Genomic DNA, 25,958 nt, shown 5'->3' with positions numbered 1-25,958 from the left:
CACCCGCCGAACGGAAGGCAGCGACGACATGGGCACCACCGACCCCTTACGCGGAGCACGAAGCAAACGCCTCGCCGACCTCGCGCGCAAGGCCAGGCGCGCCGGCTTCGAACTGGGCACGACCCGACGGAACTTCGTCCTGCTGCGCTGCGGCACCTGCCGTGCGCGCACCACGTTCTCGCGCAGCGTCACCGACGCCGACCGGCGGGTGTACCCGGCGTTGCGGCTGTGGCTGCGCCAGCACGGCCTGGAGCGTGAGCGCGGCTGTTGCCTCGCGAAGGCGGGTGTCAATCGGCGGTGATGAGCCTGACCCGGGAGAGGGCCGGGATGCGATCGTGTGCGCGAATCTGGCAATACCCCGCAAGAGTGAGCCGCCCCGCGCGGGTGGTTCGAAAATGCCGCGGCACCGCAGAAGTCCAGGCGGGCCTTGAGGCGCAGGCGATCGCCGCACCTTTGTTCCACCTTTCGCCCGTCCGTGTCCGTGACGGACCTCTGATCAGCAGCGTTGTTCCGGACGTCCGCCTCAACCACTCAGGCGTGGAGGCCTTGTGAATCCGATACCGGTCACCACCAGGGTCGTGCCGCGTTCGATTTCCACCGCTCTACCGGCCGCCGGAGAGGCGGGCGTGGTTGACGGTTTCTTCGCCCATGGATTCGACATGTCATGGCGGACCTCGGAGCGATGGATGAGGTCGTCGGCAGACTACGGCGCTCATAGCCGCGGACGTCAGGAGCGGCCCGCAAACGGCCCATGTCACGTCGCAGCGAGCGCGCGGTCGGCGGGCGGCAGCCGTTTCAGAGGAGAGGAGATCCGGTGTCATTCGTGCCGAACATTGTCGGTGCGCACCTGCTGTTCGAGGACAGGGGCAGCGTCCTGTTGGGGCTGCGGCCGCCGGATGCGTTGTTCGCTGCGAATGTCTGGCATGTTCCGGCGGGGCATGTGGAGCGGGAGAGCGCGCGGGCCTGTGCGGTGCGGGAAGCCGGTGAGGAGCTCGGCGTCATCGTCGAGGAGCCCGACCTGGAGCTCGTGCACACCGTGCACCTGCTCGATACCGACGACCCCGAGGCCGTGCCGCGGTTGCAGTTGTTCTTTCGCGTCCACCGGTGGTGCGGCGAGCCACGGCTGATGGAGCCGGACCGGTGCGTTCAGTGGCGGTGGTGGCCGTTGCACGCGCTGCCCGACCCCACGGTGGAGTACACGGTCGCGGCGCTGGAGGGCATAGCGGACGGCTGGCCGTACACGGACATGGGCTTGCGCCCCGGGGGGCACCGCCCCGGCGCCGCCGACGGCAAGCCGGGCCTGGGCGGGTGATGCCCCGGCGTTGACCGGCCACTTGGCTCGACCACCCACGAGAACCCCTTGCTGGAGGTTGCTGTGTCCCGACATTCCTCGTCCCCCTCTTCGCCCGCCCGCACCGTGTCCCAGGAGGCCGAGGTCGCGCAGGCGCGGCGGGCCATGGTGCACCGCCTGGAGGAACAGGGGGTCTTATCCGACGCGCTGCTGCGGGAGGCGCTGCTGGAGGTGCCGCGGGAGGTGCTGCTGCCGCGCGCCTACGTCCGGCGGGACGCCGGGTATCCCGAGCCGGTGGTGCTGGAGCTGCTGGACGGCGCACACCCCGAGGACCGGCAGGAGTGGCTGGAGCTCATCTACAGCGGTGCCTCGGTGCTGGCGCAGCGCAACGGCGAGGCGCTCGACGGGCAGGTGCGCGGCCGGGTGAAGGGCGGACGCATCACGTCGCAGACGAGCGTGGTGTCGATGACGGTCCAGATGCTGCATGACCTGCAGCTGCGGCCCGGTCTGTCCTATCTGGAGCTGGGGGCGGGGCCGGGATACTCCGCGGCCCTGGCCGCCCGCGTTCTGGGTGCTGGGCGGGTCACGGCCGTTGAGCGTGACGCCGAGATGGCGTCCGCAGCCGCGCGCCGGCTCGCCGCGCTCGGCCTGGAGGTGGACGTCGTGGCCGGCGACGGGCTCGACGGCTACCCGGAGCGGGCCCCGTACGAGCGGATCGCCTTCGCCTTCTCGGTGCCGTATCTGCCGGTGAGGGTGGTGGAGCAGCTGGCCGAGGGCGGGCTGATGCTTGCGCATCTGACGGCCGACTCCCCCAGCTGGCCCGGCCTGGTGACCGTATGCAAGGACCGTGGCCGTCTGGAGGCGTCCGTGTGCGGCTCGCGGCTCGGGCATGCGCCGGTGCACGGCCACAGCTGGGTGTCGCTGCACCGGCACAAGGCGCGCGTGGGCACCGAGCCCGGCCGTCACCGAACCGGGCCCCTCGCCCCGCCGCCGGAGGAGACACGCGGATTCTGGCTGGCGCTGGCTCACCTGGTGCCGGGGCTGGTCCGGGATTTCTCCGCTGATCACCTGACCCTGATCGCACCACGCGAGAACTCCTGGGCCGTCGTCGGTCCGGACGGGGACGTCGAGGAAGTCGGCTCGCGGCCGGTGTGGGACGAGGTGTGCGAGGTGTACGCGCGCTGGGAGCGCGCCGGGCGACCGGAGACCTACCGGCTGGAGTTCGCCTTCGATGGCCGGCAGTACATCACCGCCGGCGCAGGCACGGGCATGCTCGCGTGGGAGCTGCCCACGCCGGTTGGATTTATCGACGAGGGTGAGGGAGAGCGCGGGTGAGTGACACGGACAGCGACAGGTCGCAGAACCATCATGGGGCGGACGTCCCCGGTCCTCGTCAGAACCGGGGTCCGTTGTTGCCGCTGCCTCCGCAACGGGCTGTGGCGGCGCCGGAGGGCGAGGAGGTCGGCGACGAGCTGAAAAGCGCGTACTGGATGCAGTGGGAGGGGGAAGCCGCCCGGACCAGTGTGTGGCGGATTCTCGGACGGCTGCCATCCATCAGCCGCAGGGTGCTCGGCCTGGCCTACCAGGCCGACGCGCGAGCCACGGTCATGGTTGTGGTGTTCCAGATCGCCTCCTCGCTGATGAGTGCCTTCGGGCTGCTGGCCTCGGTGAGCGCGCTCTCCGCCCTCTTCGCCCAGGGCGCGACCTCCGAGCGCATCCACCACGCGCTTCCCTCCCTCGCATTGGTCGCTGGCCTGATGGCGGCGCAGGGCCTGCTCGACTTCGGCGTCGCCCGCGGGCAGGCGGCGCTCACGCCGAAGGTCCGGCGCGCTGTGGAGCAGGAGTTCTTGCGGCTGAGCTGCCATGTACGGCTGGAAGCGGTCGACGATGCCGCGTTCGCGGATGAGGCGAACAAGGCCAACGACCGCGGCCTGTACTACATGCGCCAGTCCGTGCCGCAGATGGTCCAGCTCGCGCACGCCGTCCTCGGCCTGACCGGGGCCGCCGGCGTCTTGGCCGTCCTGCACCCGCTGCTCCTCCCTCTCCTGGTGCTCTCGGTGATTCCCCAGGGGTACGCCGCCGTGCGCTCGGCACGGGCCCAGTTCCTCTCCCACAGCCGATACAGCACCCTCCAGCGCCGTATCCGCCTGTTCACCTGGCTCCTTCTCGACCGCGACTCCGCGCCGGAGGTGCGTGCGTCCACGGCGCAGCAGGCGTTGCTGGAGGAGCACGAGCGTTTCGCGCGGCGGATCGAGACGGAGGATGCCCGGCTGGGGCGGCAGGAGGCGAACGTCGCGTTGTGGGGTCGCGCCGTGGGTGGACTCACGGTCGGTGCCACGTATGCGGCGTTGGGGTGGATGACGGCGACGGGGTGGATGCCGCTGGCGGCGGGCGGCGGGGCGTTCCTGGCGATCCGCTCCAGCCGGGGCACCCTGGTGAGCGTCGTGCTGGCCATGCACCAGATCTACGAGCACGCCCTATGGATCGACGACCTCGAGCGGCACCTGGAGCGCTGCCGCGCTCTGCAGCCGCACCGCACGGGCCGGCGCCTCGCGGACGGGGTGAAGACCATCACTGTCACCGACGTCCACTACACCTACCCCGAGGCCGGCCGGGACGCGCTGCGCGGGGTGTCGATGACACTGACGGCCGGTTCCACGGTGGCGTTCGTCGGAGCGAACGGCTCGGGCAAGTCGACCATGGCCAAACTCCTGGCCGGGCTGTACGCCCCCACGAAGGGCAGCATCTGCTGGGACGGCGTGGAGGTGCGGGATGTCGACGCCGAGAGCATCCAGGCGCAGGTCGCCATGGTGCTCCAGGACCCGGTCGCCTGGCCCCTGTCGGCGCTGGCCAACGTCACGATCGGCGCGGGGAGCATCACCGAGGCCGACCCGCAGCGGGCCCTCGCCGCCGTGACCGAATCGGGCGCAGACAAAGTCATCGTCGGCCTGCCCCAGCAGTGGGCCACCCCGCTGTCCAAGCGCTTCAAAAACGGGCAGGAGCTGTCCGGCGGGAACTGGGCCAAAGTCGCTGTGGCCCGGGGCCTGTACCAGGACGCCGCCGTGCTTCTGCTGGACGAACCGACGTCCAGCATGGACGCCCGTGCCGAGCATGCCGTCTATGAGGCCGTCCTGCACGGCGGTCACGGCGCGCGCCGCAGGGACCGCATCACCATCCTGATCTCCCACCGCCTGAGCAGTGTGACCAGCTGCGACATGATCTACGTCTTCCGCGACGGGCGCATCATCGAATCCGGCACCCACCAGGACCTGATGAACTACACCACCGCTGACGGGCAGCCCGGCGAGTACCGCGAGATGTTCACCCTTCAGGCATCGGCCTACCAGGCAGCGGCCGCGCCGGGAGAGGGGGATGGGTGACAGCTGTCCCGGCCGTGTGCGGGTGGCGGGCCCGCGCGAGCGCTGCTGCGGCTCCCTGGCGCGACCGCGACTATCGTGTCTTCCTGACCGCGCGGGTGCTCTCGGCGTCCGGGTCCGCCATCGCGCCGCTCGCCCTGTCGTTCGCCGCCCTGGACGTCGGCGGCACGGCGGCCGCGCTGGGCGGGGTCCTGGCGGCCGGGTGCCTGCCGCAGCTCCTGGTCGCGCTGATCGGCGGCGTCGCCACCGACCGCTACCCGCGCGCCCGGATCCTGCCGGCCGGGAACCTCGCCCTCGCGGCCTTGCAAACCGTCGCCACCGTGCTGCTCCTGAGCGGTCACGCCGGCGTCCCGGCCCTGGCCGGGCTGTCGGCAGCGAGCGGGACGGTCACCGCGTTCCTCGACCCCGCCACGAAGAAGACCCTGCCTTCCCTGGTGGCGCCCGACCGGCTGCAGCAGGCGAACGCGCTCGCCCAGACGGCGTTCAACGGCATCAAGATCCTCGTCCCCGTCATCGGCGGTCCGCTCATCGCACTCACCGGGCCGGGCTACGCGGTGGCGTTCGACGCGGCGACGTTCCTCGCCGCCGCCGTGCTCCTAGCCCGGCTGCCCGATCCCTCGACGCCGGCCACAGCCGGACCGGCCACGGCATGGGCGGAGTTCCGGGACGGGTGGAGGGCGTTTCGCGCGCACGGGTGGCTGATGCTGTGGTCGCTGCAGGGCTGCATCACCGTGCCGCTGTGGCTGGTCGGCTACGTCCTCCTCGGACCCGCCTACGCCAAGGCCCGCCTCGGCAGGGCGGCCGGGTACGGGCTGATGGCCGCCGGGTGGACCGCCGGCCTCGTGCTCGGTGCCCTCGCCTGCATGGTGTGGTCCCCGCGCCGGCTGTGCCCGGTCGCCGCGGCCGTCTCAGCGGCCATGGCCCTGCCGATGGCCGCCATGGCCACAACCGCGCCCCTGCCCGTCCTGCTCGCCGTGATCGTCATCGCCGGCGCCGCCCTGAACATCTCCGCCGTCTCGTTCAACACCCTGCTCCCCCGCGTCATCGCCGAGCACCGCCTCGGCCGGGTCCTGTCCCTGAACACGGCCGTCCAGCTGGTCTTCCTGCCACCCGCCTACCTCCTGGCCGGCCAGGCAGCGACCCGGTACGGGCTGACCACCACGTTCACCGTGATCGCGACGGTCCTGCTGCTGTGCGCCGCCCTACCTCCGTGCCGCGCCGACTTCCGCGCGCTCACCCTCGCCCCCGTCCCATCACAACCCAAGGAGATTGCTGTGCCACATCCTCCGCTGCCCCTCGGCACCACGACACCGACGCCGGTCCCCGGGGAGGAAGCGTGAAGACCACAGCCGTCGTGCGGGTGGGCAGCCGCAACAGCCCCATGGCCCGCTGGCAGACCGACTGGTGCGTCGAGCTGCTGTCCAAGGCCCACCCCGACATCTGCTTTGAGATCACCACGATGGCCTCGCAGGGCGACCGCTACCACGGGCCCCTGTCCCGCATCGGCGGGAAGGGCGCCTTCGTCAAAGCCCTGGACCGGGCCTTGCTGGACGGAGAGCTGGACGTCACGGTCTCGTGCGTGAAGGACCTGCCCAGCCCGCACGACCGGCCGCCGGGCGTGAGCATCGGCGCCGCCCTGGAGCGCGGCGACGCCCGCGACGCCCTCGTCCTGCCCGCCAGCCGACCACCTTGTGCTCTCGCCGAGCTGCCGCGCGGCGCCCGGGTCGGAACCAGCGCCCCGCGCCGCATCGCCCAGCTGCGCCAGCACCACCCGCGCCTGGAGCCGGTACTCGTCCGCGGCAACGCCGACACCCGCATCGCCCGCCTGGACGACGGCAGCAGCAAACTCGACGCGCTGCTCGTCGCCTACGCCGGGCTGCACCGCCTCAGCCAGACCCACCGAGCGACACAGATCCTCGACCCGACACTGTGGCTCCCGGCCTCCGGTGCCGGCATGGTCGTCGCCGAATACCGCACCGGCGATACCACGACGCGGGATCTCCTCGCACCGATCAGCCACCCGGCCACCGCCACCGCGCTCACCGCCGAACGGGCCACCCTGGCGGCGCTGCGCGGCAACTGCATGACCGCGGCGTCCGTCCACGCCACCCTCACCGGCGACACGGTGACCGTCCACGCCGTGGTGTTCGCCCCGGACGGTCATACCGCCATCCGCACCCAGGCCACCGGGGCGGTGCACCAGGCCGACACCGTGGGCCGCCGCGCCGCCGAGCAGCTCCTCCACGACGGCGCGGCCGCGCTCCTTCACGCCCTCCCCCACCGCCCCTGACAGCCATCACCCTGCTGGACATGACGCTCACCAGACCGAAGGGACGTCGCTCATGGCCCCGCCCAACCGGGACTCCGACGAGAACACCAGCCCCGGGCGGCCCAGAATGACCGATGCACAGTACGTGGCCAGCCGCAGCGTGCTGTGGAGCGGCGTATCGGCTCTGTTCACCGACGGCCGTGGCCGCGTGCTCCTCGAGGACGTCGCCTACCGCCGAGCGTGCCTGCTTCCCGGCGGCGCCATCGACGCCCGCGAAGCCCCCTCCCTGGCCGTCGCGCGCGAGGTCCGCGAGGAGCTCGGCCTCATCCGCCGCTTCTCCCGCACCCTGGCCGTCGACTGGGTGCCGCCCGGCACCCCTGGCTACCCGCAAGGGTTCCCCGGCGAGATCATCTACGTGTTCGACGGCGGGACCTTAGCCGAGGACGACATCGCCCGGATCCGCCTGCCGGAACGGGAAGTCACCGGCATCCGCTGCGTCGAACCCGCGCTCCTCCCCCACCATATGCCGCCCGGCAACGCCCGGCGCGCCCTGGCCGCGCTCCGCGCGCGGATCAACGGCACCGGCGCCGCGATCCTCGAAGACGGCCGGCCCCTCGCCCCGACGTGCCTGGACGACCTTGAGGTGCTGCGCACTCCACGCAAACCCCAGCTGTGGCCCTGGCATGCCGGCCCCGTGCCGGCCGAGCTCCCGATTCGGCAGGCCTGGGGCTGGCTGTTCTCTCAGGACGGCCGGGTCCTCGTCCTCATCGGCCAGGACACCGGATCCGCGTGCCTGCCCGGCGGCACGGTCGAGCCGGCCGATCACGGCGATCCGGCACGAACGCTCCGGCGGGAGGCGTGGGAGGAGGCCCGGCTGCGCATCAGCGATCCGCTCTACCTCGGCTACCTCCACGACGACACCACCGGCCGGCACTGCACCCGGGCACGGTACGCGGCCGTGATCACCGACTGGGAACCGCCGAGCCTCGACGAGGCCACCGGCCAGACCTACGCCCGCCTCCTGGCCACGCCCGAGCAAGCGGCGCAACTCTTCGACTGGGACAGCCAGGCCGCACTCCAGCTGGCCGCCGTCCACGCCGCCAGGGACAAGCTCGGTCTTCCGGCTCCCGCCCGACAACCGCTCACCGAACTCCCGTCGCACCGGCCCACCCAGGGCCCTGCGGTTCGGTAGCAGCGCAGGGCGGGAATGAACACTGCCGCGTCCGTTCTCCCATACCCCTCTCCTGCCGGGGACGGACCGTCGCCACGCCGGACGGTCACCGCCAACCGGCGCCCCCACCGACGCCCTCGAACTGATAGTCAAGGAGATCCGACCATGAAGGCCCATACGGGCACAGCGGACACCCGGCTGATGGTCCTGCGCGGCAACTCCGGCTCGGGCAAGACCACCACCGCCCGTGCCGTCCGCGAACGCTACGGCAGCGGTCTGGCAATCGTGAGCCAGGACACAGTGCGCCGGGAGATCCTCTGTGAGGCACACGGACCGGTGCGGGCAACGCCCGGGCTGATCGACGTCATCACCCGCCAGTGCCTGGACGAGGGCTTCCACGTGATCCTCGAAGGGATCTTCACCGCCGGCCGGTGGCACGAACTCCTGCGCCAGCTGGCCGCCGACCACCGTGGGACGAGCCGGTTCTTCTACTTCGACCTCGCCTTCGCCGAGACGCTGCGCCGGCACGCCACGCGGCCGGAGGCCTCGGAGTTCGGCGAGAACAAGATGCGGGAGTGGTACCGGCCGGCTGATCTGCTCGACGGAATGGACGAGACGCTGATCAAGCAGGGCAGCACGTTGGAGGAGACCGTCCGGACCGTCATGACCGAGGCCGGGCTGGAGCCGCAGCCCGCGCGGTGAACCGCAGACCCAGCAAGATGGCAGGAGGCGTGGTGAGCGACTTCTACTGCGACGAGGCACTCAGTGGGCGGACGCCCGTGACGGTGGTGGCCGAGTCGGCCACGGTGCTCGCATTTGAGCACACCCGGCCCTCGTATCCCGTGCACATTGTGGTGGTGCCCAAGCGGCACGTGCCGTCGCTGATCGACCTCGGGGAGCACGGCGAGAAGGTTCTCGCCGAAGTGATGGGCGTGGTACGCGAGGTGGCGGCCCGGGTGTGTGAGGAGCACGGCGCGGCCTCGGTGGTGACGAACATGGGCGACTACCAGGAATCGAAGCACCTGCACGTCCACGTGCTGTACCGAGGAGACCCGGGCGCGGGCCGGCTGTGACCGCATTCGCCGGCGTTCGGCCGGCGAACCAGCGGCGAGGCCAGTGCTCCGGCTTGTGAGGGCGCTGCAGGAGCAAGGTGGCGGCCTCAATGGGCGGCGCGGGAATGGGCCCTCAGGCGTCGGGGTCGACTTCGGGGTGCATGAATCGAACAGGCTTACCCAGCGACCGAGCGTAGGCGATTTCGGCTCGGGTGCTGTCTCCGATGTAGTCGCCGACTACGAGCACCTCATCAGCGAGCAAGATCTTCGATCGGTGCAGCTCGTCGAGTCGAGCCTTCAGCGTCTGAGCCTCGACAGGGTCGGACCACAGTGCGTGCGGCGATTTCAGATCGCACCCCGGCTTGACGACAATCCTTCCGGCTTCGGTCTCCCGCAGATCGGCCTCGGCCATCTCGGCCATGAAACGAGTGGAGCCGCAGATCGCGACGATACGGGGGAAACCCAGCTGCTTCTTCGCCTCGGCGAGCTTCTCCGCGGGGGTGATCTCCTGCGAGGATGACACTGGTTCCTCCCGGTGGTGCGACCCGTCATGGGTCATCACGGTAGACGGGTCCCAGCGGTTGCCGCGGAGGTTCGGCCTATCCGCAGGATCTTCCCAGCTCGATGACCCGCACCTGACGCCCGCCCAGGAATGAGCCATCTCTTGTTCACGGCCGCCACACCATGCGGGGCCACGGGATGGTCCGAAACCCCAGCTCCTCGTAGAGGCCCCGGCCGTCCGCGGTGGCGATGAGCCAGACGGACGCACAGCCCTGGGCGGCGAGCCAATCCCGGGCCGCGTGCGTGGTGCGTCGTGCGTACCCGAGGCGCCGGTACTCAGGGTCGGTGACGACCTGGTGGATTTCTCCGTGCCAGGGGGCGTTCGAGTAGTGCGTGGGGAATCGTGGGGTGTACGAGGCGGCGGAGCAGGCGGCTAGCCGGCCGTCGGCGGCGTCGATGACGAACATGGCGAATCGCGTGTCGGTCATCAGCATCGTGGCGACGGTCTTTTCGCACGCGGCCGTCCATGGGCCGTCCGGGGTGGGGCGGTCCGAGGTGGCGTCCAGCATGATGCGGCGAAGGCGGACGAGCTCAGGGGCGTCGTCGGGTATTGCGCGGCGGACGATCGGCATGCGCGGGATCGTAGCGGCGTACTGCCGTTGCAGAGGGGGGAATGTCTAGACTGCCCGGCCTAGGTACACAGACGCGGATCGTCCCACCGTCCTTGGGGCGATCCACGTCCGTGCGTGCTGGTGCTAGTTGGGGAACGTGCGGGCCAGGCTGCTGCCGACGAATGACGCCCAGGATCCGTTCTGGAAGGTCAACTTCGGGCCGTTGGGGTTCTTGCTGTCACGCACGGGCACGAGGCCCTCATATCCGTCAGCGACCTCTACGCAGCCGTTACCACCGTCGCTGTGTGTTGATTTGCGCCAGCAAGCTGCGGAGAGGTCGATGGTGCTGTCGCTATGGGTCACTTACCATTCCCTTCCATGATCGACTTGATTCTTTCCCGGGAGAAGTCCACGGGAAGTGCTGCTGCGACGACGAGGCCAAAGGCGTCCTCGTAGACCTTCGCGACGGATGACCCCTCGACGAACGTGCTGCCCATGATGTTCTCCAGGTGGACGACGGTCGGCCACGGTCGCCGGAAGTGGACGACGTGGAATAGCCCGAGCATCCCCGGGTGCGGGGTGGCGTCGACGGCCATGACCTGAATCGTGATGTTGGGGAGGTCGGCCATGTCGAGCAAATGCCGGAGCTGTTCGCGCATCAGGGACGGGTGGCCTGCGAACCGGTGGAGTAGCGCGCGCTCGTCGATCACGGCCCACAGTTTCAGGGGGTTCTCGGTGCGTGTGAGGACCGCCTGTCGGGTTTTGCGGACCTCGGCCAGGGCCGCGACTTCCTGCGGTGTGCGGATCATCGAGGTGGCGGTGATGACCTCGCGGGCGTAGGCGCCGGTCTGGAGCAGGCCCGGGATGAGACTCGGGGCGTAGATGTTCATGCTCTCGGCGTCGGATTCGAGGCTGATGTAGTCGCTGTACTCGGCGGCCACGACATCGCCGTAGGTCTGCCACCAGCCTCGTTTGCCGGCGTCCTTGGCCAGGGCGGCGAGTGCCCCTATCAGCGACTCGTCCTCGACTCCGTAGACCTTCATCAGTGCGGAGATCTCCGTGCCGGAGATGCGAGCCTTGGCGTTTTCGATCTTCGATAGCTTGGTCGGGTCCCAGCCCATGAGGCGTGCGGCTTCATCGGAGGGCAGTCGGGCGCTTTCCCGGGTCTCGCGCAGGAGGTCTCCGAGGCGTCTCCTGCGGAGTGTGGGACGGGCTCGTTGGTTGGGCATGGGCCTCGCGCTCTCCCTTTCGGGGTGACGAACTTCCTTGGAAAGGTGATGTGTTGGGCGGTGCAGGTTGCATTGTGCCCCCACCTGGTGTCGCAGGTCGATAGGGCTACGGTTCGGCACATGCCAATTGAGGTGACGCACTTGCGCACCTGAGAGGCCGGGCGGCATGCTGCATGAGCCATGGTGATGCGCATCACCTTTTGTGCTCATCCAGTGATCAGTGCGCGGCGGGCTGTCGTCCCCCCGACGTTGAGCAGCGGCAGCCCGCCGTCAACCCCAAACCCTCCTGTGACGGAGCTGACCCATGCCCGCTTTCCCCGGAACCGCCATTGTCCCGCTCTCCCCGGTCGACCACGAGAGACCGCATCCGTCGCGGTCGGCCCTTGAGCAGCAGCTGGGGAAGAAGCACCCCCTCGCCTCGTCCGCCCCGACGCACGGTGAGGTGTTCACGGGAGACCGTGACACGGCCGAGAGGTGCCTCGATCTGTTCGCGACCGATGGCACCGGCCCCAGGCGATGACGGCCGCCTCGGTAATCACCGGCGCCGGCCACGCCGCCGCCCTCATCCCGCTGGATGCGACGATCCGGGCGACCGTGGCGAGGCGCCTCGGTCGCCCGCTGACGGCATGGATCACGGTCAATCGCGGTCCGCAGCCCCACCTCGCACCGTTGATGCCGACCGTCACCAGAACGCATCCCGAACTCGTCAGCTCCGTCGGCAGGCGCCCGCCGTGCGGCCTCGCGGAAACACGCAGGTCCACGCGGTGTGCCTGTCACTGGAGCGAGGGGTCCCCGCGCTCCGCCGAGCGGTTCCTCGGCCTGGCGGGCACCGGCGTGAAGCCGGAGCGCGGGCACCAGGGGGTGCGGTGAGGTGAGCGGGTTACATGCCCGCGAATGCCGGGACAGCAAGATCGATGTGACGCACCCCTTCCGTGCCACCGTGGCCCTGCTCATCGGGGCGCTCATCCCTCCCACCGTGATCCTCCTTGACAGGCACGACGCGCAGTCCGCGCCTTTCCAGCCGACGTCGGTCACGGTTCCCGACCAGTTGCTCGCCGATGGGGGCTGAGGTCAGCCCTGGATACCCGGCCGTGACACGAACTCCCGCAGTGCCGACTGATTTGCCTTGAGGTCTCGAACGCACGTCCTGACGTCGTTCAGCATGTGAGCTGTACTCGACGTCATGCGTTTCGCCTTCCGGCCACACCGACAACCGGAGGAACTTCGCCATGAACTCGCTCATCGCTGCTCTCGAGCTGCCCGATCCGCCCCGTACCGGCGTTCGGTCCCTGGCCGACCTGGAACACTCCGCCCTGGCCTACAACGTTCCGGTGGAGGACGTGCTGCTCATCGCGGTCAACCTCTTCGGCATCAGCTCGCAACACAGGGAGCGGCACCGGGCCCGGGTCAACCTGCGACTGATGCGCGATCCGGCCCGGCCGTGGCAGGTGATCGTCCCGCTGAACCGGCCGGCATCTCCGTTTGTGCTGCGCGGCGAGGAGCTGTCCGTCGGTGGGACGGCTGTCGCGCAGGTCGAGCGGATCGATGCCGACGAGGCCGTCGGCGGGTACTTCCGTAACGGCGGCCGCGCGGTGACGCTCAACCCCAATGCGCGGAGCCGGTGTGTCGGCTGCGCGTTCTGCCCCAACACGCTGGAGGCCGCCGCTGATCCGCGCATGGGCGAGGAACGGGCGCTCAACGAGCTCCTGGTGGCCTTGGCCGAAGCGCATCCGCGCAAGAACCTGGGGGAGCTGACCGAGGTGACGGTGTCCACCGGGTGCTTCGAGAGGGAGCAGTCCGCCGTCGACCACCTGATCGCCTTGCGGTCCGCTCTGGGCCAGGCGGGGGTTTCCTCCGTGCGGATCGGGCTGCTGACGTCGGTGCTGCGCAGCGACGAGGCGTTCGCGCTGCTGGCGCAGGAGGCGGCTCCGTTCGTGCTCCGGTTGACGGCTGAGTGCTTCACCCGGCGGCCGGTCATGCTGAAGTCGACCAAGGCCGACCTCCTCCCCCGTCAGATGCCTGGCCTTCTGGCGAGGGCCCGTCGAGCGGGGCTGGAGACCTCGTACACCTACATCGTGGGCCTCGACCCGGTTGCGGACATGGTCGAGGGGGTGGCTGCGCTGGCGGAGCACGTGTCGGCCTTCCCGAACTTCCAGGTGTTCCAGGCGCACAACGTGCTGATGGCGGGGCTGCGGGTTCCGGGTGCCGAGGTGCTCGGTTTCTATCTGGCGGCGAGGGTGGCGATCGAGAAGGTGATGCGGCCGACGGGGCTTTTGCCGGTGGGCTGGGAGTGCTACCGGCCCCTGTGGTACTTCACCTTCGCCGGGGAGGCGCTCAGTGATGCGGACCGGTGACGCGCTTTTGGACCGTGTCGAGGTCGTACGCCTGACTGCTGGCGGCCCGTACGAGGCCGGAGACTCCCGGGACGCCCTGGTTGTCCGTGCCAGGGGCCGGGCGGGCTGCTTCGGGCCGGTGCCCGAGCTGCCAGCCGCGGTGGCCGTCCGGCTCGGGCAGGCGGTGCTCGGATGTCCGGTGGCCGACCACGACGGGCTCGTGCAGCGGCTGTTCGCCGAGCTCGGCCCGCACCGAGCCGGGCTCGGCGCATGGGCAGCGGGCGTCGTGGACTGTGCCGTGTGGGACCTGCACGGCATCCTCGAAGACCGCCCCGTCGCGGCCCTGCTCGCCCAAGCCCCCACCACTGAGGTCCCGACGTATGCATCGTGGCTGTCGCTGGACCTGAACGACGACGGTGCCGAAGAGGCAGTGCGCCGCACCGCAGGCACGGGTTTCGCGTTCACCAAGTGGTCCATCCGGGCCCACGAAGACCCCGAGGAGACCGCCGTCCTGGCCGAACGGGCTGCGCGGTGGGCCGGGGCCCCGGTGGCGATCGACGCGCTCGGCACCTGGGACACGTCACTAGGCCGCGCCGTCGCCCGCCGTCTGCCCGCCGGCGTGGTGCGCTGGGTGGAAGATCCGCTGCCGGAGACCGACTGCCAGGAGTACCTGGCGCTCCAGGATGCCGGTTCACCCCTTCCGGTGGCCTTCGGGGAGCGGATCACGAGCACCGCGCACGCTGAGCGGCTGCTGACCGTCTGCCCTCCCGCGGCATTCACCTTCGACGTGGCCTGGTGCGGCGGCATCACCGAGGCCACCCGCCTGCTCGCCCTGGCGCGCGCCGCCGCAGTCCCGGCGCATCTCCACGGACGTGCCTTAGTCCCCGCCGTACATCTGGGAGCCGCGTTCCCGGAGGTGGCGGGTGCGGTGGAGTACCAGCTGGTCTGGGAGCCTCGCCGCCAGCGCACCCTTGCCCACCCCTTACAGCCCCAGGGCGGGCTCCTGGCCCTGCCGGACCGTCCGGGGCTGGGCCTGACCCCGAGGTGGTCCTGATGCCGCAGGCACGCACCGCGATCACCGTTGCCGGCCGCCACGAGGCGGGCCCCCAGGGCCCTCATCTTGTGCTCGAGGAGCCGCTGCGCGGGCACGATACGTTCCTGACCGGCACCTTGCTGCTGGACGTACCGGACGCGGGAGAGGTACAGGTGCGCATCCTCACCTTCGACGACATCACCGTCCTCGCCCCCACCGACCTGGCCACCCTGCCGGACGACTTGGGCGACCGGTGGAGCGGCACCCTGCGGCTCCCGCACGGCTGGCGCCCGCCCGCTCTTCCCGAGGACCTGGCCCGCGCCGCCGCGGAAGCCGGCGTCGACCCGGCGCAGTGGGATGCCGCCCATACGCGCCATGCCCTGACCTACCTGTCCGAGGCCCGGGATCCGCACGTGCGCGCCGAGCGGATCCGGCTGATCGTCGCCGCTTCCAAGGGCGCGTCGTGAACGCGGCGGGCTCGGTGGAGATGGTGTCCCTGGACGTCGGGTACACCCTTGGTGCGCCGGCCGGGCCGACCATCACCGCACGGCTCGTTGCTCTCTCGCCGCTGCCCGCTGCCACCGCGAAACGCCTGGCGCAGCAGCACCTGCATACCGCTCGTCCCGGCGACCAGGCCGCCATCGCCCGCGTCTGCTCGGCCCTGCGCATCGATCTTGACCTCTTTCCTCACGAGCACCAGGCACCGGAGTTCACCTGGTGGCCCGGTGCGGTCGCATGCGTGGCCGCGCTCGCCCGGGTCTTGCCGGTGGTCACGGTGTCCAACGTCAGCAGCTGGGACGAGCGGCCAGGCGACGTCGCTGGCCATCTCGCTCCGCACCTGGCCGCGCACTATCCCTCGTGGCGGCTGGGCTTCTCCAAACCCGATCCCCGAGCGCTGCGCGCTGTCGCCGAACGGCACGGCGTCCGCGTCGAACGGCTCGTGCACGTGGGCGACAGCTTCGACTACGACGTGCGGGGCGCCCTCGCGGCCGATGCCCGAGCCGTGTGGATCACCTCCGACCCGACGGCGCTGTCCGAGCTGCCGGCTGTCCAGCGCCCGAAGGTGATGGTCGTGCCTGATTTGCACGCGGCCGTCGCCCGCCTGACTTCCCTCTCCGCTACAGCAGTCCCGCCCCACACCAGGAGTACAGCGTGAGCACGTTCGACGGCACCGCCAGCTACTACCGCACGTTCCGCCCGGGCATCCCCGACGAAGCCGCCCGCCTCCTTGCGGGCACGGTGCGCCACGTCGACGCACCGGTTCTGCTCGACCTGGGCTCCGGGACCGGCCAGGTCCCTCTCGCCCTGCACACGGCGTTCGCCGAGATCGACGTGGTGGAGGCTGACGCGGGCATGCTCGCCGAAGCCGAGCGCGCACTCGCGGCCCTGCCCGGCACCATCGTGCGGCTGCACCACAGCCGGGCGGAGGACTTCGCCCCGCCCGCCGCGACATGGAAAGCGGATCTGGTGACGATCTGCCGGGCGTTCCACTGGATGGATCAGCAGAAGGTCCTGACAATGCTCGACAGGTGCACCACGTCTACGGGGGCCGTGGCGGTCATGGGCGACGGCAGCTTGTGGACCGCCCGGTCCGCCTGGACCGACGCCCTGCGGGAGCTGATCCAGAGCTACCTGGGCGCCGAGCGGCGCGCCGGCCAGAACAGCACCTACAACGCCCACGACCGGCCGTACGCGGAGATCATGGCCGAGTCCGCGTTCTCCGACGTCGAGGAGCACCGCTTCGAGGTGCGCCGGCAGTGGAGCCCGGAACACGTCGTGGGCTACCTCTCGTCCACCTCGTTCGCCGCCCGCCCCCTGTTCGGTGACCGCTGGTCCGAGTTCGAGACCCAGGCCCTGGAGCTGTTGCGACAGCACGACCAGGGGGACGGACTGGTCGAGAACGCGGAGTTCACCGTGGTGCTCGGCCGCCGCTGAACCACTCGCCCTGCGCCGGGCGGGCATGTGCCCCCTTCCCCTGCGCCGGCGCGGGGCCTTCACTTCGTCTACTGGGAGCCAGCCATGACCTCGTCCATACCCCTGAGCGGGTGTGATCGGCAGGACTTCGTCCGCGATGGCGTCCTCATCCGCCGGCACTTCGCCCCCAGCTCCCTCGTGCAGCCGGCCGCCGACCTCGTGGACACCTGGTACCGCGACCGGTACCGCGCCACGGACCTCAGCGACTACACCAACCGCACCTTCGCTCCGGAACTCACCGAACACCCCGCCCTGTTGGCCCTGTACCACGACAGCGGTCTCGCCCGCATCGTCGATCAGCTGCTGTCCCCGGCACCGACGATTCCCGTGGCCACCGCCCAAGTCCAGATCCGCCTGCCCGACGCGGCGCCCCAGCCGGCCAAGGCGATGCACGTGGACGGCGTGGCCTGCCCGCACCACGATCCGGCCGAGCTGCGCACCTTCACCCTCATCGCCGGGGTGATGCTCTCCGGCATCCCCGACGCAGACGCCGGGGCCCTGCACTACCTGCCCGGCGGACACCACCGCATGGCCGCCTGGTTCTCGCACGAATGGTCCCTGGGCGACCACGCGCAGACCCCGCACGACGTCGCCGAGCAGACCGGTACCCCGTTCCTGGCCGAGCCCGGTGACGCCATCGTGATGCACCACCTCGTCCCCCACCGGGTCGGCACCAACACCAGCAGCACCCCGCGGACCATGGTCTACTTCCGCGTCCACCATCACGACCACCACCGGCTCGCCCTCGCGGCGCTGCGCGACCCCTGGGCCGAATACCCCAGCCTGCGCCCCCTCGCCGAGCGCCAAGGCCCGGCCGATTCCGGAACCCTGTGAGCGGAGGACGGTCATGGACATCCTGACTCCGCGGCACGTCGGCCGCGCCGCGGCGCTGCTGTCGGACGGGCACCTGGTCGCGGTTCCCACCGCCCGCTGGTACATGCTCTGTGCCCGGGCCGACCAGCCGGCCGCCGTCGGCGAGATCTTCCGCGCCAAGCAGCGCCCCGCCGACAAGCCCCTCCTCCTGGTCCTCGACACACCCGCCCGCGCCCAGCAGCTCTTCCAGATCACGGACGACGCCCGTGCCCTGATGGCCGGCCTGTGGCCCGGAGACCTCGCACTGCGCCTGCCCTGGCAGCCCGGCCACGCCGTCCCCGCAGGGATCGGCGCCCCTGCCCTGGTCGGCTGCCCCGACGGTGTCCTCGGCCACCTCGCGGACACCACCGGAGCACCGCTGGCCGCCTCCGCGGTCAGCATCTCACCGCCCCACGCCAGCCCCGACGACCACCCCGCCTTGACCACGGGCGACGTCGCCGCGTTCAACACCCGCACCGGTGCCGGCATCGCCGCCGTCATCGACGGCGGGATCTGCCCTCTCGCCCAGCACATGACCATCGTCGACTGCACCGCCAACGGATCCGCCCGCGTCCACCGGCACGGGACCGTGCACCCGCGCGCCATCGACGCCGCGCTCACCACCGGACCCACCAAGGGAGACCGGCATGTGGCATGACCTCCACCAGCAAGCTCAGGAAACGGTCCCCGACGAGGCGGTGACCGCGCTCGCCGACGCGCTGGACTACCTCTGCCTCGCCCAGCTCTACCTGGCCGACAACCCGCTCCTCGAACAGCCCCTCCGGCCCGCCCACGTGAAGCGGAAACCGGCCGGGCACTGGGGCGTGTGCCCACCGGTCAACCGGATGCTCGCCGCCCTCGGACCGCTCCAGCGCGCCCTGCCGCCCGGGACGGACCTCCGTGTCGTGCACGGCGGCGGGCATGCCGCACCCTCCGCGCTGGCCCACGCCTACCTCACCGGCCAACTCGGCGACAGCTACCCCTGGCTGACGCGTTCGGCCGAAGGGCTGCGCGCCCTGGTCACGGGCTTCCCGCACCCGGCGATCGGCTCGGAGATCACCCCGCTGCTCCCCGGCCACCTCTACAGCGGAGGCCAGCTCGGCCCGGCCCTCGCCGTCGCCCAAGGCACCGTCCTCGACGCCCCGCACCGCCTGACCGTGGTCCTCATCGGCGACGGCGAATGCGAAACCGGCGCCACCGCGGCCTCCTGGCTCGGCACCCGAGCCCTCACCGGCACCGGCCGTCACGGCACAGTGCTGCCCGTCGTCCTCCTCAACGGCCAACGCATGGGCGGCCCGAGCCTCCTGTCCGGCCTCACCCGTGAGGAGCTGACCGCCTACTTCACCGGCCTAGGGCACCGACCCGTCTTCAGCGACGGCACCAGCATCCACCAGCTGCGCACCGCGCTGACCCAGGCCCTCGCAGTGTGCCCGCCCCTGGGTGAGACCGGTCCCCGTGGCGTGCTCGTGCTAACCCTGCCCAAGGGCCACGGCGCCCCGAAGGCAGTCGCGCAACGCCCCCTCGCCGGCACCCCTGCCGTTCACAAGGCCCCACTGGTCAATCCCGCTGGCAACCAGGACGAGTTCACCGCTCTCGCGACCTGGCTCGCCTCCTACCAGCCGCAGCGGCTCCTCACCCCCGACGGCCAGCCTCACACCCGTCTGATATCTGCTCTCCCCTCGCCCCGCCCCGTCCCGGCCGGCCCTGAGCCGCCGCGCGGCTGCATCGCAGCCTCCTCCGCCGTCGCCGCTACCACCGGGCCGCGTTCCTTCCCCGCGGCCATCGCGCCGGTGCTCTCCGACCGCGCCCGCGACGGCGCGTTCCGCCTCTTCAGTCCCGACGAACTCGCCTCCAACCGCATCGACGTGCGCGACGCCACCGGCCACACACCGCCCTGGGTGGTCGAGGTCCTCAACGAAGAGCTGTGCCACGCCTGGGCCCAGGGATACACGGAGACCGGACGGCGCGCCCTCATCGCCACCTACGAGGCATTCGCCCCCATCGCCACCAGCCTGATCACCCAGCAGCTCAAGCACCGGGCGGCCCGCCGGCACGCCGGACTACCACCCCTGCCGAGCATCGTCTACCTGCTCACCAGCCTCGGCTGGCACAACACCTACACCCACCAGAACCCGGCGCTGACCTCCGCGCTCCTGGCCACCGGCGACCCGTCCGTCCACGTCCTGACCCCTGCCGACCCGGCCCGCACCGCCGCCGCCCTGACCTTCGCGCTCCGCAAACTCGACCGCTGCACCCTCGTCATCGCTGGCAAGCACCCCCTCACCCACCACCCCCAAGACACCATCGAGGAGGAAATCCGCCATGGCATCGCCCCCTGGCCACACCTGACCCACCCCGGCACCACCGAACCCGACCTCGTCCTCGCCTCCGCCGGGGACCTCCCCGCGCACCAGCTCACCGCACTCGCCCGGCGACTGCGCGCCCGCCGCCCCGAACTACGGCTGCGCTACCTCCACATCCACGACCTGACCGCGCTCGCAGAACCCGGCACCCACCCCCTCGCCCTCACCGACGAAGCGTTCACCCGCCATTTCGGCACCCGCGCCCCGATCCTCACGGCCACCACCGGCCACGCAGCCGATCTCCACGCCCTCCTCGGCCGACGCCACCCCGGCACCCGCCTCACCGTCCTCGGCTACCGCGACCCCGGCCGGCCCTGCACCAGCGAACGCCTACTCCACCACTGCCACCTGGACGCCACATCCCTCTGGGACCGCGCCACCGCCCTCATCCCACACACCCCGAGGAGGAACGTCTCGTGACCACCACACCCGCGCCGCGCCGCCCCGACGCCTCCGTGGTCGCCGACTTCAACCGCAACGGCTTCGCGATCATCCGCGACGCCATCAGCGACGACCTCCGCCAACAGCTCCTTCGCACAGCGCAACGCCTCCTCGCCTCCGACATCACAGCCGGCCGCGACCGTGGCGGCGACGGCAAAGACGGCTTCCGCGGCTGCCTCGCCCTGGACCACGGCTTCCTGCCCCTGCTCGCCAACCCCGCCACGCTGCCGACGGTCGTGGAACTCCTCAGCTTCAACATCCACCTGCTGTCCGCCCACCTGATCGCCCTGCCCTCCGGGCCCCCGAAGACGATCCGCACCCCGGACCGGCCCGGCTGGCACCGCGACATGTACGGCGTGACCGCCGACCTCGGCCCCGCCAACACCCCACGCATGGCCATCAAGGTCGCCCACTACCTCACACCCATCACGCCCGACTGCGGCATGACGATGTTCCTGCCCGCGAGCCACCTGCTCACCCAATCCCCCGCCATCACCGACGGCGCCATCGACCCGGCAGGCGCCATCACCCCGGCCATCAGGGGCACGGACGCCATCCTGTTCGAGAACCGGACCTGGCACGCCAGCGGCATCAACCTCTCCGGCGCGCCGCGCATCGCCGTGATGATGCAGTACGGATACCGGTGGCTCCATCCCGTCGACGACCCGTACACCGAACTGCGAGGCGACCGATCGCTGTCCGACGTCCAGCGTCAGCTCCTCGGAGACCGTGACCGTAACCCCGACGGGTCTCTCGCCAAGGGAAAGGGGGCCGAGCCGCTGCGTACCTGGTCCGCCACTCCCCCAGGGACAAGGCAGTGACATCGCTGCGGCCGCCGGGTCCCCTTCCCCTCACCAACTAGACCCTGACCTCACGCCGGCGTCCGTGCCGCCACCAGCGGCGAGCGACTTCCCCGGCTCTGGCGGGACCTGACCACCGCCCTGCACATGCCGCAGCCCGCCGCCGCCTACTCCGAACGCCTGCTCTCCCCACCACACGACCAAGCCCTGTCCCACGCGTGAAGGACAGGACAGGGCTCAAGGCGGTAGCGGACGGCGGCTATTCGCCGGAGTCGACCGTCCGCTCCCGCAGCCGCACCTCCGCCGTGTTCTGCTCATAGCTGCGCTCGGAGACCTGCACCAGCACCGCCTCGTCGTGGAACGAGCGCAGCGTACTCGCACCGCAACTGCTCATCGTCGCAGCGAGCTTCGCGCGGGTCTGCGCGACCGTGGTGTGGAGGCTGCCGACGTAGGGGACGTAGCCGTCGACGCACGGGCATGCTCGCCGAAGCCGAGCGCGCACTCCCGGCCGGCCCGGAACCGCCGCGCGGCTGTATCGCGGCCTCCTCCACCGTCCCACCACCGGGCCGCGTTCCTTCCCCTCTGCCATCACGCCGGTGCTCTCCGTCCACGCCCGCCACGGCGCGTTCCGCCTCTTCAGTCCCGACGAGCCCGCCTCCAACCGCATCGACGTGCGCGACGCCACCGGCCGCACACCCCCCTGGGTGGTCGATGACCCGGGCCCAGGGCTACACGGAGACCGGACGGCGCTCCCTCATCGCCACCTACGAGGCATTCGCCCCCCCCTCGCCACCATCCTGATCACCCAGCAGCTCAGCACCGGGCGGCCCGCCGGACTACCGCCCCTGCCGAGCATTGTCTACCTGCTGACCAGCCTCGGCTGGCACAACACCTACACCCACCAAAACCCCGCACTGACCTCCGCGCTCCTGGCCACCGGCGACCCGTCCGTGAACGTGGAGTTCTACATCGATTCACAAACTCTCAAACTGTCTTGCGTTCGGTGGTGCACCACTACATGCACTCACTCTTGCACCTGTGCGCACCCTGAGTGAGGCGCTCCATTCGCCTTCCGTCCTGTCCATCGCTGGTCACTTCACTGCCTCCATCCTCATTGCCCCCATCCCCCCTTTCGTTACGTCGATCACGTTCACGTCCTCCCACTCTTGCCCTATTGCTATCCATCTCGCCTTCTTTATACCTTGCGTCGCCACTTCCTCTCTTGCCCTCGTCCTTTCGTTTTGACACCCAGCCACCCATGCCCCCTTGCACTCTTTTAGTCCTTGATTCTCTCGCTCATGCAGTGTTTCTCTCGTTTTCTCATGCACGTTTTCATCCCTACACTCCTTCTCGTCTGCGCTCTTTCGTACTACATCGCAGTTCTTCGCTCTCTTGGCCTTGCGTACGCATCTCCAGACATTCTCTCGTTCCTCTTGCCAGTCTCTCCTAGCCGCACACAACCACATGTGCTGTCATGCCTACTGGCCCACGTTCTCCCACTGATTGACACGTTGGTACGTTCATGCCTCCGCCTGTCCTTGCATAGATGCCTGCATAGCTTCAGACGCAGCACCCTTCAAACGATTTCGCATCTCTACGTGCAACCGTGCAGCCTGTCCTCTCGTCTATAGAACGCCCACCTAAACAGTCGTGCGTGCGGACATCCCATACGGCTCTCACGCAGGCGCAATCCCCTACGAACTTGCTGCCACAACAGCGACCGTGCGCCTAATTGCACAGTCCTACGGCCCTTCCTGCGGGCTGATACGCCGTCGCCCTACTGGACGGCCATTCGGGCTTCCTCCATTGCCCTCGCGCTGACCGCCTTGCAACCCCCCTTACTTGCCTCACGTCTAGCGGGGCATCAACCGCACACCCGCAATCTCAGACACGTTGACGGGCCCGCATCCACCCTCGCGAGCCAGCTTTTACTACGGCGGACTGGCCTGCACATCTGCATGTGCCTGCTCCGTCACGCTTGCAGCGCCACGTCCCTTTCAACGGACGGGCGGACCGGCACCGGTGCTCCCGGGCATCCGGATCCACAGTCGTTCGTGCAGCTCAGCTGATCTGCTGTCTTCCGGCCGGGCCTGCGCTCCGACGCATCCGCGTTCATTCCGCCAGGCTGACGCTGACGCCGACTTCCTGCGAGACAGCCGCTCTCGCATCCCTCGGTCTCGGCGGTCCCTCCACCGACGGCTCGCGCGTTCCGACGAGCCCTCTGCTTTTGGCTCCCTACCGCAGGCCGCTACGTGGTGGCCGCTCCCCTCGGTCGGTGAGCGACGCTGTCGACAGCAAGGCTGGTTCGACCTTCGCGAACGAGGCGAATGCCAGTGCTATTACGAGTCCTGTCGGCGTAGATCGACATAGATCACCCGATTTGTCGGTGCTGTCAGTACCGCTGTTCGCCCTGCAATCGGCGCGGGACACGCTCACGTTGCCCGCTAACGCGTGGATAGAGCCAAGCTGACTGTTAATCTGTCCGACGTTCGGTGATGCTGTCAGTCTCAGTTCGGGGGCGAGGCAGTCTTCGCGAGACCAACCAGGCGTTGTGCCTGTGAGTAACGCACATGAAGGGCTCCCATGCAGGTTCTTGTTGTCGCCAGCCAGAAGGGTGGGGTGGGCAAGACCACGACCACCGTGAACATCGGCGCGTCCCTCGCCAGTGGCGGAGCCCGCGTTCTTCTGATTGACCTTGAGCTCCAGGGGCAGCTTGGCGTTTCGCTCGGCGCGTTCGCCAAGAAGCCGGCGGACATCGGCAGTGCTCTGCTCGACTACATCGACGCCCAGGACAGCGGCGACCTCGCGACGATGCCGTCCCTCCGTGACCGTCTGATCGACCGCAATGTGCTGTTGAAGGGCTTCGACAGCGCAGGTTCGATGCATGTCATCGGGTCGATCTACGGACTTACCGAACGAGCGAAGACCGAGGTCGCCAAGCGAGGCTGGGAAGCAACGTCCGTACTTCGCGAGCTGTTGCTGGAGGTCAAGGACGACTTCGACTTCGTCCTCATCGACACGCCGCCGTCGGCGGACGCTCTCGCTTCCGTGGCTCTGGCGGCCGCTGACTACGTCATCGCTGTATGCAACCCGCGGATCGCCACTGCCGATGGAGCCCGAGTGGTCCGCAATAACACTGCGAAGGTCCCCGAGCGGACCGGTGGCAAGTGCCATCCGGAGTTTCTCGGCACCATCCTCAATGAAGCCAGGCCTCCGTCGAAGCGGACCGATGAGGCTGACGCGGTGGACGCCTTCCTGGCCAAGTGGGACCTGAAGGTCTTCGACAAGGAGATCCGCACCAGTGATCAGATCTCCGCGTCCTACGGTGTCAGTCGCCCGATCGTGGTCGACGAACCCTCTTACGCCGCCAGCCGCTGGTACGAAGACCTCACCCAGGAGATCCTCGACCGTCTGGCCACCGTTGCCCAGGGTGGTGGCGCATGACCGCACGTCGAGGCAAGAAGCGTCAGTTCAACTTCGCCGCCGTTGAGCACGTGGGCAACGACGCCGACGAGGGCGGTTTCCTCGGGAACGAAGAAGCCGAGCAGGAACGCCAGTCCGCCACTCCTGCCAACGAACCGCACCTGCCGTCGCCTGCTGCTGAGCCAACTCCACCGGCTTCTGCCTCCGCGCCCCCCGCTGTGAGCGTCGAACCTGCTCCGGACTCGGTGCCGGATGAAAGACTCCAGGAGTCCCCTGTCTCAGTCCTCCCCTCGCCCGCAGTGGAGCCGGCAGACCCACGACCCGAGGTAACTCCTCTCGGCCCTGTGCCCCCAGCCGATGCGGCTGACCCGCTGCAAGCGCAGGAATCAGCGTCTGCACCGGCAACAACGCCGCCGCTTTCTGCAGCACCTATTGATGTCGAAGCGACGGAGCCAGCGCCCAGCCCGCAGAAGGCTGAGCCTCCGCGGCGTGCGGTGCGATTGACGGGGCGTGTCAATGACGGCCCGGCCTTCTCCGCCGCATCCGCCGAGCCTCCAGTACTGCGCTCTCCGAAGCCCAAGCGCTTGAACAAGAAGGAGAAGCCAGCCCAAGCAGCGGTATTGGCTTCGTTCGCTGCTCAGAGAACTGGCCGGAACTGGGAAATGTGGTCGGGGCGCCTGGTTCCCGAGACCGTCGCCCGCCTCAAGGAACGGGCTGACGCGGACGCCGTTTCATCAGGTCGCGGTCGCTTGTCCGCAGGCCACTACCTCGACGCCGCTCTGCGCTCGCTCCCCCCGAGCGCAGAGGAGCAAGTAGCACTGGCCAACGAGTGGTTGATCGAGCGTTGGGACGGGGAACATCCCGCTGGACGGAGCGCACAGTTCAGCGTAAGTCCCGCCTCGGTCGAGTTGCTGAACGGACTGCGGCGTTCGCTGCGCGCCTACCGTCACGGCATCGTCATCGATGTCGTCTGCGCAGCAGTTGACACCTTCCTTGACGTCCTTGAGGAAGAAGGCCCCATAGAGGGCTGAGCCCGTAGAACTCCTGGGCTGAAAGAGGCGGACACCGCAAGGGTGTCCGCCTCTTTCAGCCCAGGAGTTCACATATTCACATTCTTTCTTGCGGTCATGCATGCACCCACACGTGCGACCCTGCTTGCGGTTGGTCCAATCGTGCTCCCCCTGTGCGCACTGCCATTCGACCCGCTGCACACACAATGGCTCTGTCAGTTTCATTCA

General features: G+C 69.6%; 25 protein-coding genes. 20 read left to right on the top strand and 5 right to left on the bottom strand.

Annotated features, from left to right (window positions below; genetic code table 11):
* The first annotated feature begins 28 nt into the window (after positions 1 to 28).
* The 9 genes from ACOTKD_RS30720 to ACOTKD_RS30680 all read left to right on the top strand — a co-directional run bounded on the left by ACOTKD_RS30720 (position 29) and on the right by ACOTKD_RS30680 (position 9,181).
* Positions 29 to 301: a hypothetical protein gene (locus tag ACOTKD_RS30720; protein ID WP_424892269.1), complete on the top strand. Its 273-nt coding sequence runs from the start codon at positions 29 to 31 to the stop codon at positions 299 to 301.
* A gap of 522 nt (positions 302 to 823) precedes the next feature.
* Entirely contained in the window at positions 824 to 1,312 is a 489-nt protein-coding gene (locus ACOTKD_RS30715) for an NUDIX hydrolase (protein WP_424892268.1), read from the top strand.
* A 63-nt stretch (positions 1,313 to 1,375) separates the two neighbouring features.
* Complete coding sequence (locus tag ACOTKD_RS30710; protein WP_424892267.1) at positions 1,376 to 2,626, top strand: protein-L-isoaspartate O-methyltransferase family protein; 1,251 nt, start codon at positions 1,376 to 1,378, stop codon at positions 2,624 to 2,626.
* Between the two features lie 101 nt (positions 2,627 to 2,727).
* The gene (locus ACOTKD_RS30705; protein WP_424892266.1) at positions 2,728 to 4,671 is read left to right on the top strand and encodes an ATP-binding cassette domain-containing protein; all 1,944 of its coding nucleotides are present in this window, start codon (positions 2,728 to 2,730) and stop codon (positions 4,669 to 4,671) included.
* Positions 4,668 to 6,008, top strand: a complete 1,341-nt coding sequence (locus tag ACOTKD_RS30700; protein ID WP_424892265.1) for an MFS transporter — start codon at positions 4,668 to 4,670, stop codon at positions 6,006 to 6,008. The genes ACOTKD_RS30705 and ACOTKD_RS30700 overlap by 4 nt, the downstream gene beginning before the upstream one ends.
* Positions 6,005 to 6,958: a hydroxymethylbilane synthase gene (hemC, locus tag ACOTKD_RS30695; protein ID WP_424892264.1), complete on the top strand. Its 954-nt coding sequence runs from the start codon at positions 6,005 to 6,007 to the stop codon at positions 6,956 to 6,958. The genes ACOTKD_RS30700 and hemC overlap by 4 nt, the downstream gene beginning before the upstream one ends.
* 52 nt (positions 6,959 to 7,010) lie before the next feature.
* Positions 7,011 to 8,129 (top strand): NUDIX hydrolase, encoded by a 1,119-nt coding sequence (locus ACOTKD_RS30690; protein ID WP_424892263.1) that lies wholly within the window; start codon positions 7,011 to 7,013, stop codon positions 8,127 to 8,129.
* Positions 8,130 to 8,273: 144 nt separating this feature from the next.
* A complete protein-coding gene (locus ACOTKD_RS30685) occupies positions 8,274 to 8,810 on the top strand; it encodes an AAA family ATPase (RefSeq protein ID WP_424892262.1) in 537 nt (178 codons plus the stop codon).
* A 32-nt stretch (positions 8,811 to 8,842) separates the two neighbouring features.
* The gene (locus ACOTKD_RS30680) at positions 8,843 to 9,181 is read left to right on the top strand and encodes an HIT family protein (RefSeq protein WP_424892261.1); all 339 of its coding nucleotides are present in this window, start codon (positions 8,843 to 8,845) and stop codon (positions 9,179 to 9,181) included.
* Positions 9,182 to 9,293: 112 nt separating this feature from the next.
* On the opposite strand, the gene ACOTKD_RS30675 is transcribed toward ACOTKD_RS30680, so the two are convergent.
* The 4 genes from ACOTKD_RS30675 to ACOTKD_RS30660 form a co-directional block, all read right to left on the bottom strand.
* A complete protein-coding gene (locus tag ACOTKD_RS30675; RefSeq protein WP_424892408.1) occupies positions 9,294 to 9,719 on the bottom strand; it encodes a hypothetical protein in 426 nt (141 codons plus the stop codon).
* A 109-nt stretch (positions 9,720 to 9,828) separates the two neighbouring features.
* Positions 9,829 to 10,293: a GNAT family N-acetyltransferase gene (locus ACOTKD_RS30670; RefSeq protein WP_424892260.1), complete on the bottom strand. Its 465-nt coding sequence runs from the start codon at positions 10,291 to 10,293 to the stop codon at positions 9,829 to 9,831.
* Between the two features lie 123 nt (positions 10,294 to 10,416).
* On the bottom strand, positions 10,417 to 10,635 hold the full coding sequence (locus ACOTKD_RS30665) for a DUF397 domain-containing protein (RefSeq protein ID WP_424892259.1): 219 nt from the start codon (positions 10,633 to 10,635) through the stop codon (positions 10,417 to 10,419).
* Positions 10,632 to 11,501: a helix-turn-helix domain-containing protein gene (locus tag ACOTKD_RS30660; protein ID WP_424892258.1), complete on the bottom strand. Its 870-nt coding sequence runs from the start codon at positions 11,499 to 11,501 to the stop codon at positions 10,632 to 10,634. Before ACOTKD_RS30660 ends, ACOTKD_RS30665 begins: the two co-directional genes overlap by 4 nt.
* Before the next feature lie 1,229 nt (positions 11,502 to 12,730).
* On the opposite strand from ACOTKD_RS30660, the gene ACOTKD_RS30655 reads away from it, so the two are divergent.
* The 9 genes from ACOTKD_RS30655 to ACOTKD_RS30615 all read left to right on the top strand — a co-directional run bounded on the left by ACOTKD_RS30655 (position 12,731) and on the right by ACOTKD_RS30615 (position 21,318).
* Positions 12,731 to 13,855, top strand: a complete 1,125-nt coding sequence (locus tag ACOTKD_RS30655) for a hypothetical protein (protein WP_424892257.1) — start codon at positions 12,731 to 12,733, stop codon at positions 13,853 to 13,855.
* 118 nt (positions 13,856 to 13,973) lie between these two features.
* Entirely contained in the window at positions 13,974 to 14,888 is a 915-nt protein-coding gene (locus ACOTKD_RS30650; RefSeq protein ID WP_424892256.1) for an enolase C-terminal domain-like protein, read from the top strand.
* Positions 14,888 to 15,334, top strand: a complete 447-nt coding sequence (locus ACOTKD_RS30645; protein WP_424892255.1) for a hypothetical protein — start codon at positions 14,888 to 14,890, stop codon at positions 15,332 to 15,334. The genes ACOTKD_RS30650 and ACOTKD_RS30645 overlap by 1 nt, the downstream gene beginning before the upstream one ends.
* Positions 15,331 to 16,023, top strand: coding sequence for an HAD family hydrolase (locus ACOTKD_RS30640; protein ID WP_424892254.1), 693 nt, complete (start codon positions 15,331 to 15,333; stop codon positions 16,021 to 16,023). The genes ACOTKD_RS30645 and ACOTKD_RS30640 overlap by 4 nt, the downstream gene beginning before the upstream one ends.
* Entirely contained in the window at positions 16,020 to 16,802 is a 783-nt protein-coding gene (locus tag ACOTKD_RS30635; RefSeq protein WP_424892253.1) for a class I SAM-dependent methyltransferase, read from the top strand. Before ACOTKD_RS30640 ends, ACOTKD_RS30635 begins: the two co-directional genes overlap by 4 nt.
* 84 nt (positions 16,803 to 16,886) lie before the next feature.
* Entirely contained in the window at positions 16,887 to 17,675 is a 789-nt protein-coding gene (locus ACOTKD_RS30630) for a phytanoyl-CoA dioxygenase family protein (protein WP_424892252.1), read from the top strand.
* A gap of 13 nt (positions 17,676 to 17,688) precedes the next feature.
* On the top strand, positions 17,689 to 18,351 hold the full coding sequence (locus tag ACOTKD_RS30625) for an L-threonylcarbamoyladenylate synthase (RefSeq protein ID WP_424892251.1): 663 nt from the start codon (positions 17,689 to 17,691) through the stop codon (positions 18,349 to 18,351).
* The gene (locus ACOTKD_RS30620) at positions 18,341 to 20,476 is read left to right on the top strand and encodes a phosphoketolase (protein WP_424892250.1); all 2,136 of its coding nucleotides are present in this window, start codon (positions 18,341 to 18,343) and stop codon (positions 20,474 to 20,476) included. Before ACOTKD_RS30625 ends, ACOTKD_RS30620 begins: the two co-directional genes overlap by 11 nt.
* Entirely contained in the window at positions 20,473 to 21,318 is an 846-nt protein-coding gene (locus ACOTKD_RS30615) for a phytanoyl-CoA dioxygenase family protein (protein ID WP_424892249.1), read from the top strand. The genes ACOTKD_RS30620 and ACOTKD_RS30615 overlap by 4 nt, the downstream gene beginning before the upstream one ends.
* A gap of 238 nt (positions 21,319 to 21,556) precedes the next feature.
* Here ACOTKD_RS30615 and ACOTKD_RS30610 read toward each other — a convergent pair whose 3' ends face one another.
* A complete protein-coding gene (locus tag ACOTKD_RS30610) occupies positions 21,557 to 21,799 on the bottom strand; it encodes an IMP dehydrogenase (protein WP_424892248.1) in 243 nt (80 codons plus the stop codon).
* A 2,081-nt stretch (positions 21,800 to 23,880) separates the two neighbouring features.
* On the opposite strand from ACOTKD_RS30610, the gene ACOTKD_RS30605 reads away from it, so the two are divergent.
* Together ACOTKD_RS30605 and ACOTKD_RS30600 are read left to right on the top strand one after the other, a co-directional pair.
* Entirely contained in the window at positions 23,881 to 24,741 is an 861-nt protein-coding gene (locus ACOTKD_RS30605; protein WP_424892247.1) for a ParA family protein, read from the top strand.
* Between the two features lie 563 nt (positions 24,742 to 25,304).
* Positions 25,305 to 25,751, top strand: coding sequence for a hypothetical protein (locus tag ACOTKD_RS30600; RefSeq protein ID WP_424892246.1), 447 nt, complete (start codon positions 25,305 to 25,307; stop codon positions 25,749 to 25,751).
* Positions 25,752 to 25,958 lie beyond the last annotated feature (207 nt).

The organism is Streptomyces sp. XH2 (assembly GCF_049725035.1).
Lineage (GTDB): Bacteria > Actinomycetota > Actinomycetes > Streptomycetales > Streptomycetaceae > Streptomyces > Streptomyces roseoverticillatus.
The sequence above is the reverse complement of the archived record's forward strand: the minus strand, read 5'-3'. Positions and strand labels throughout refer to the sequence as shown.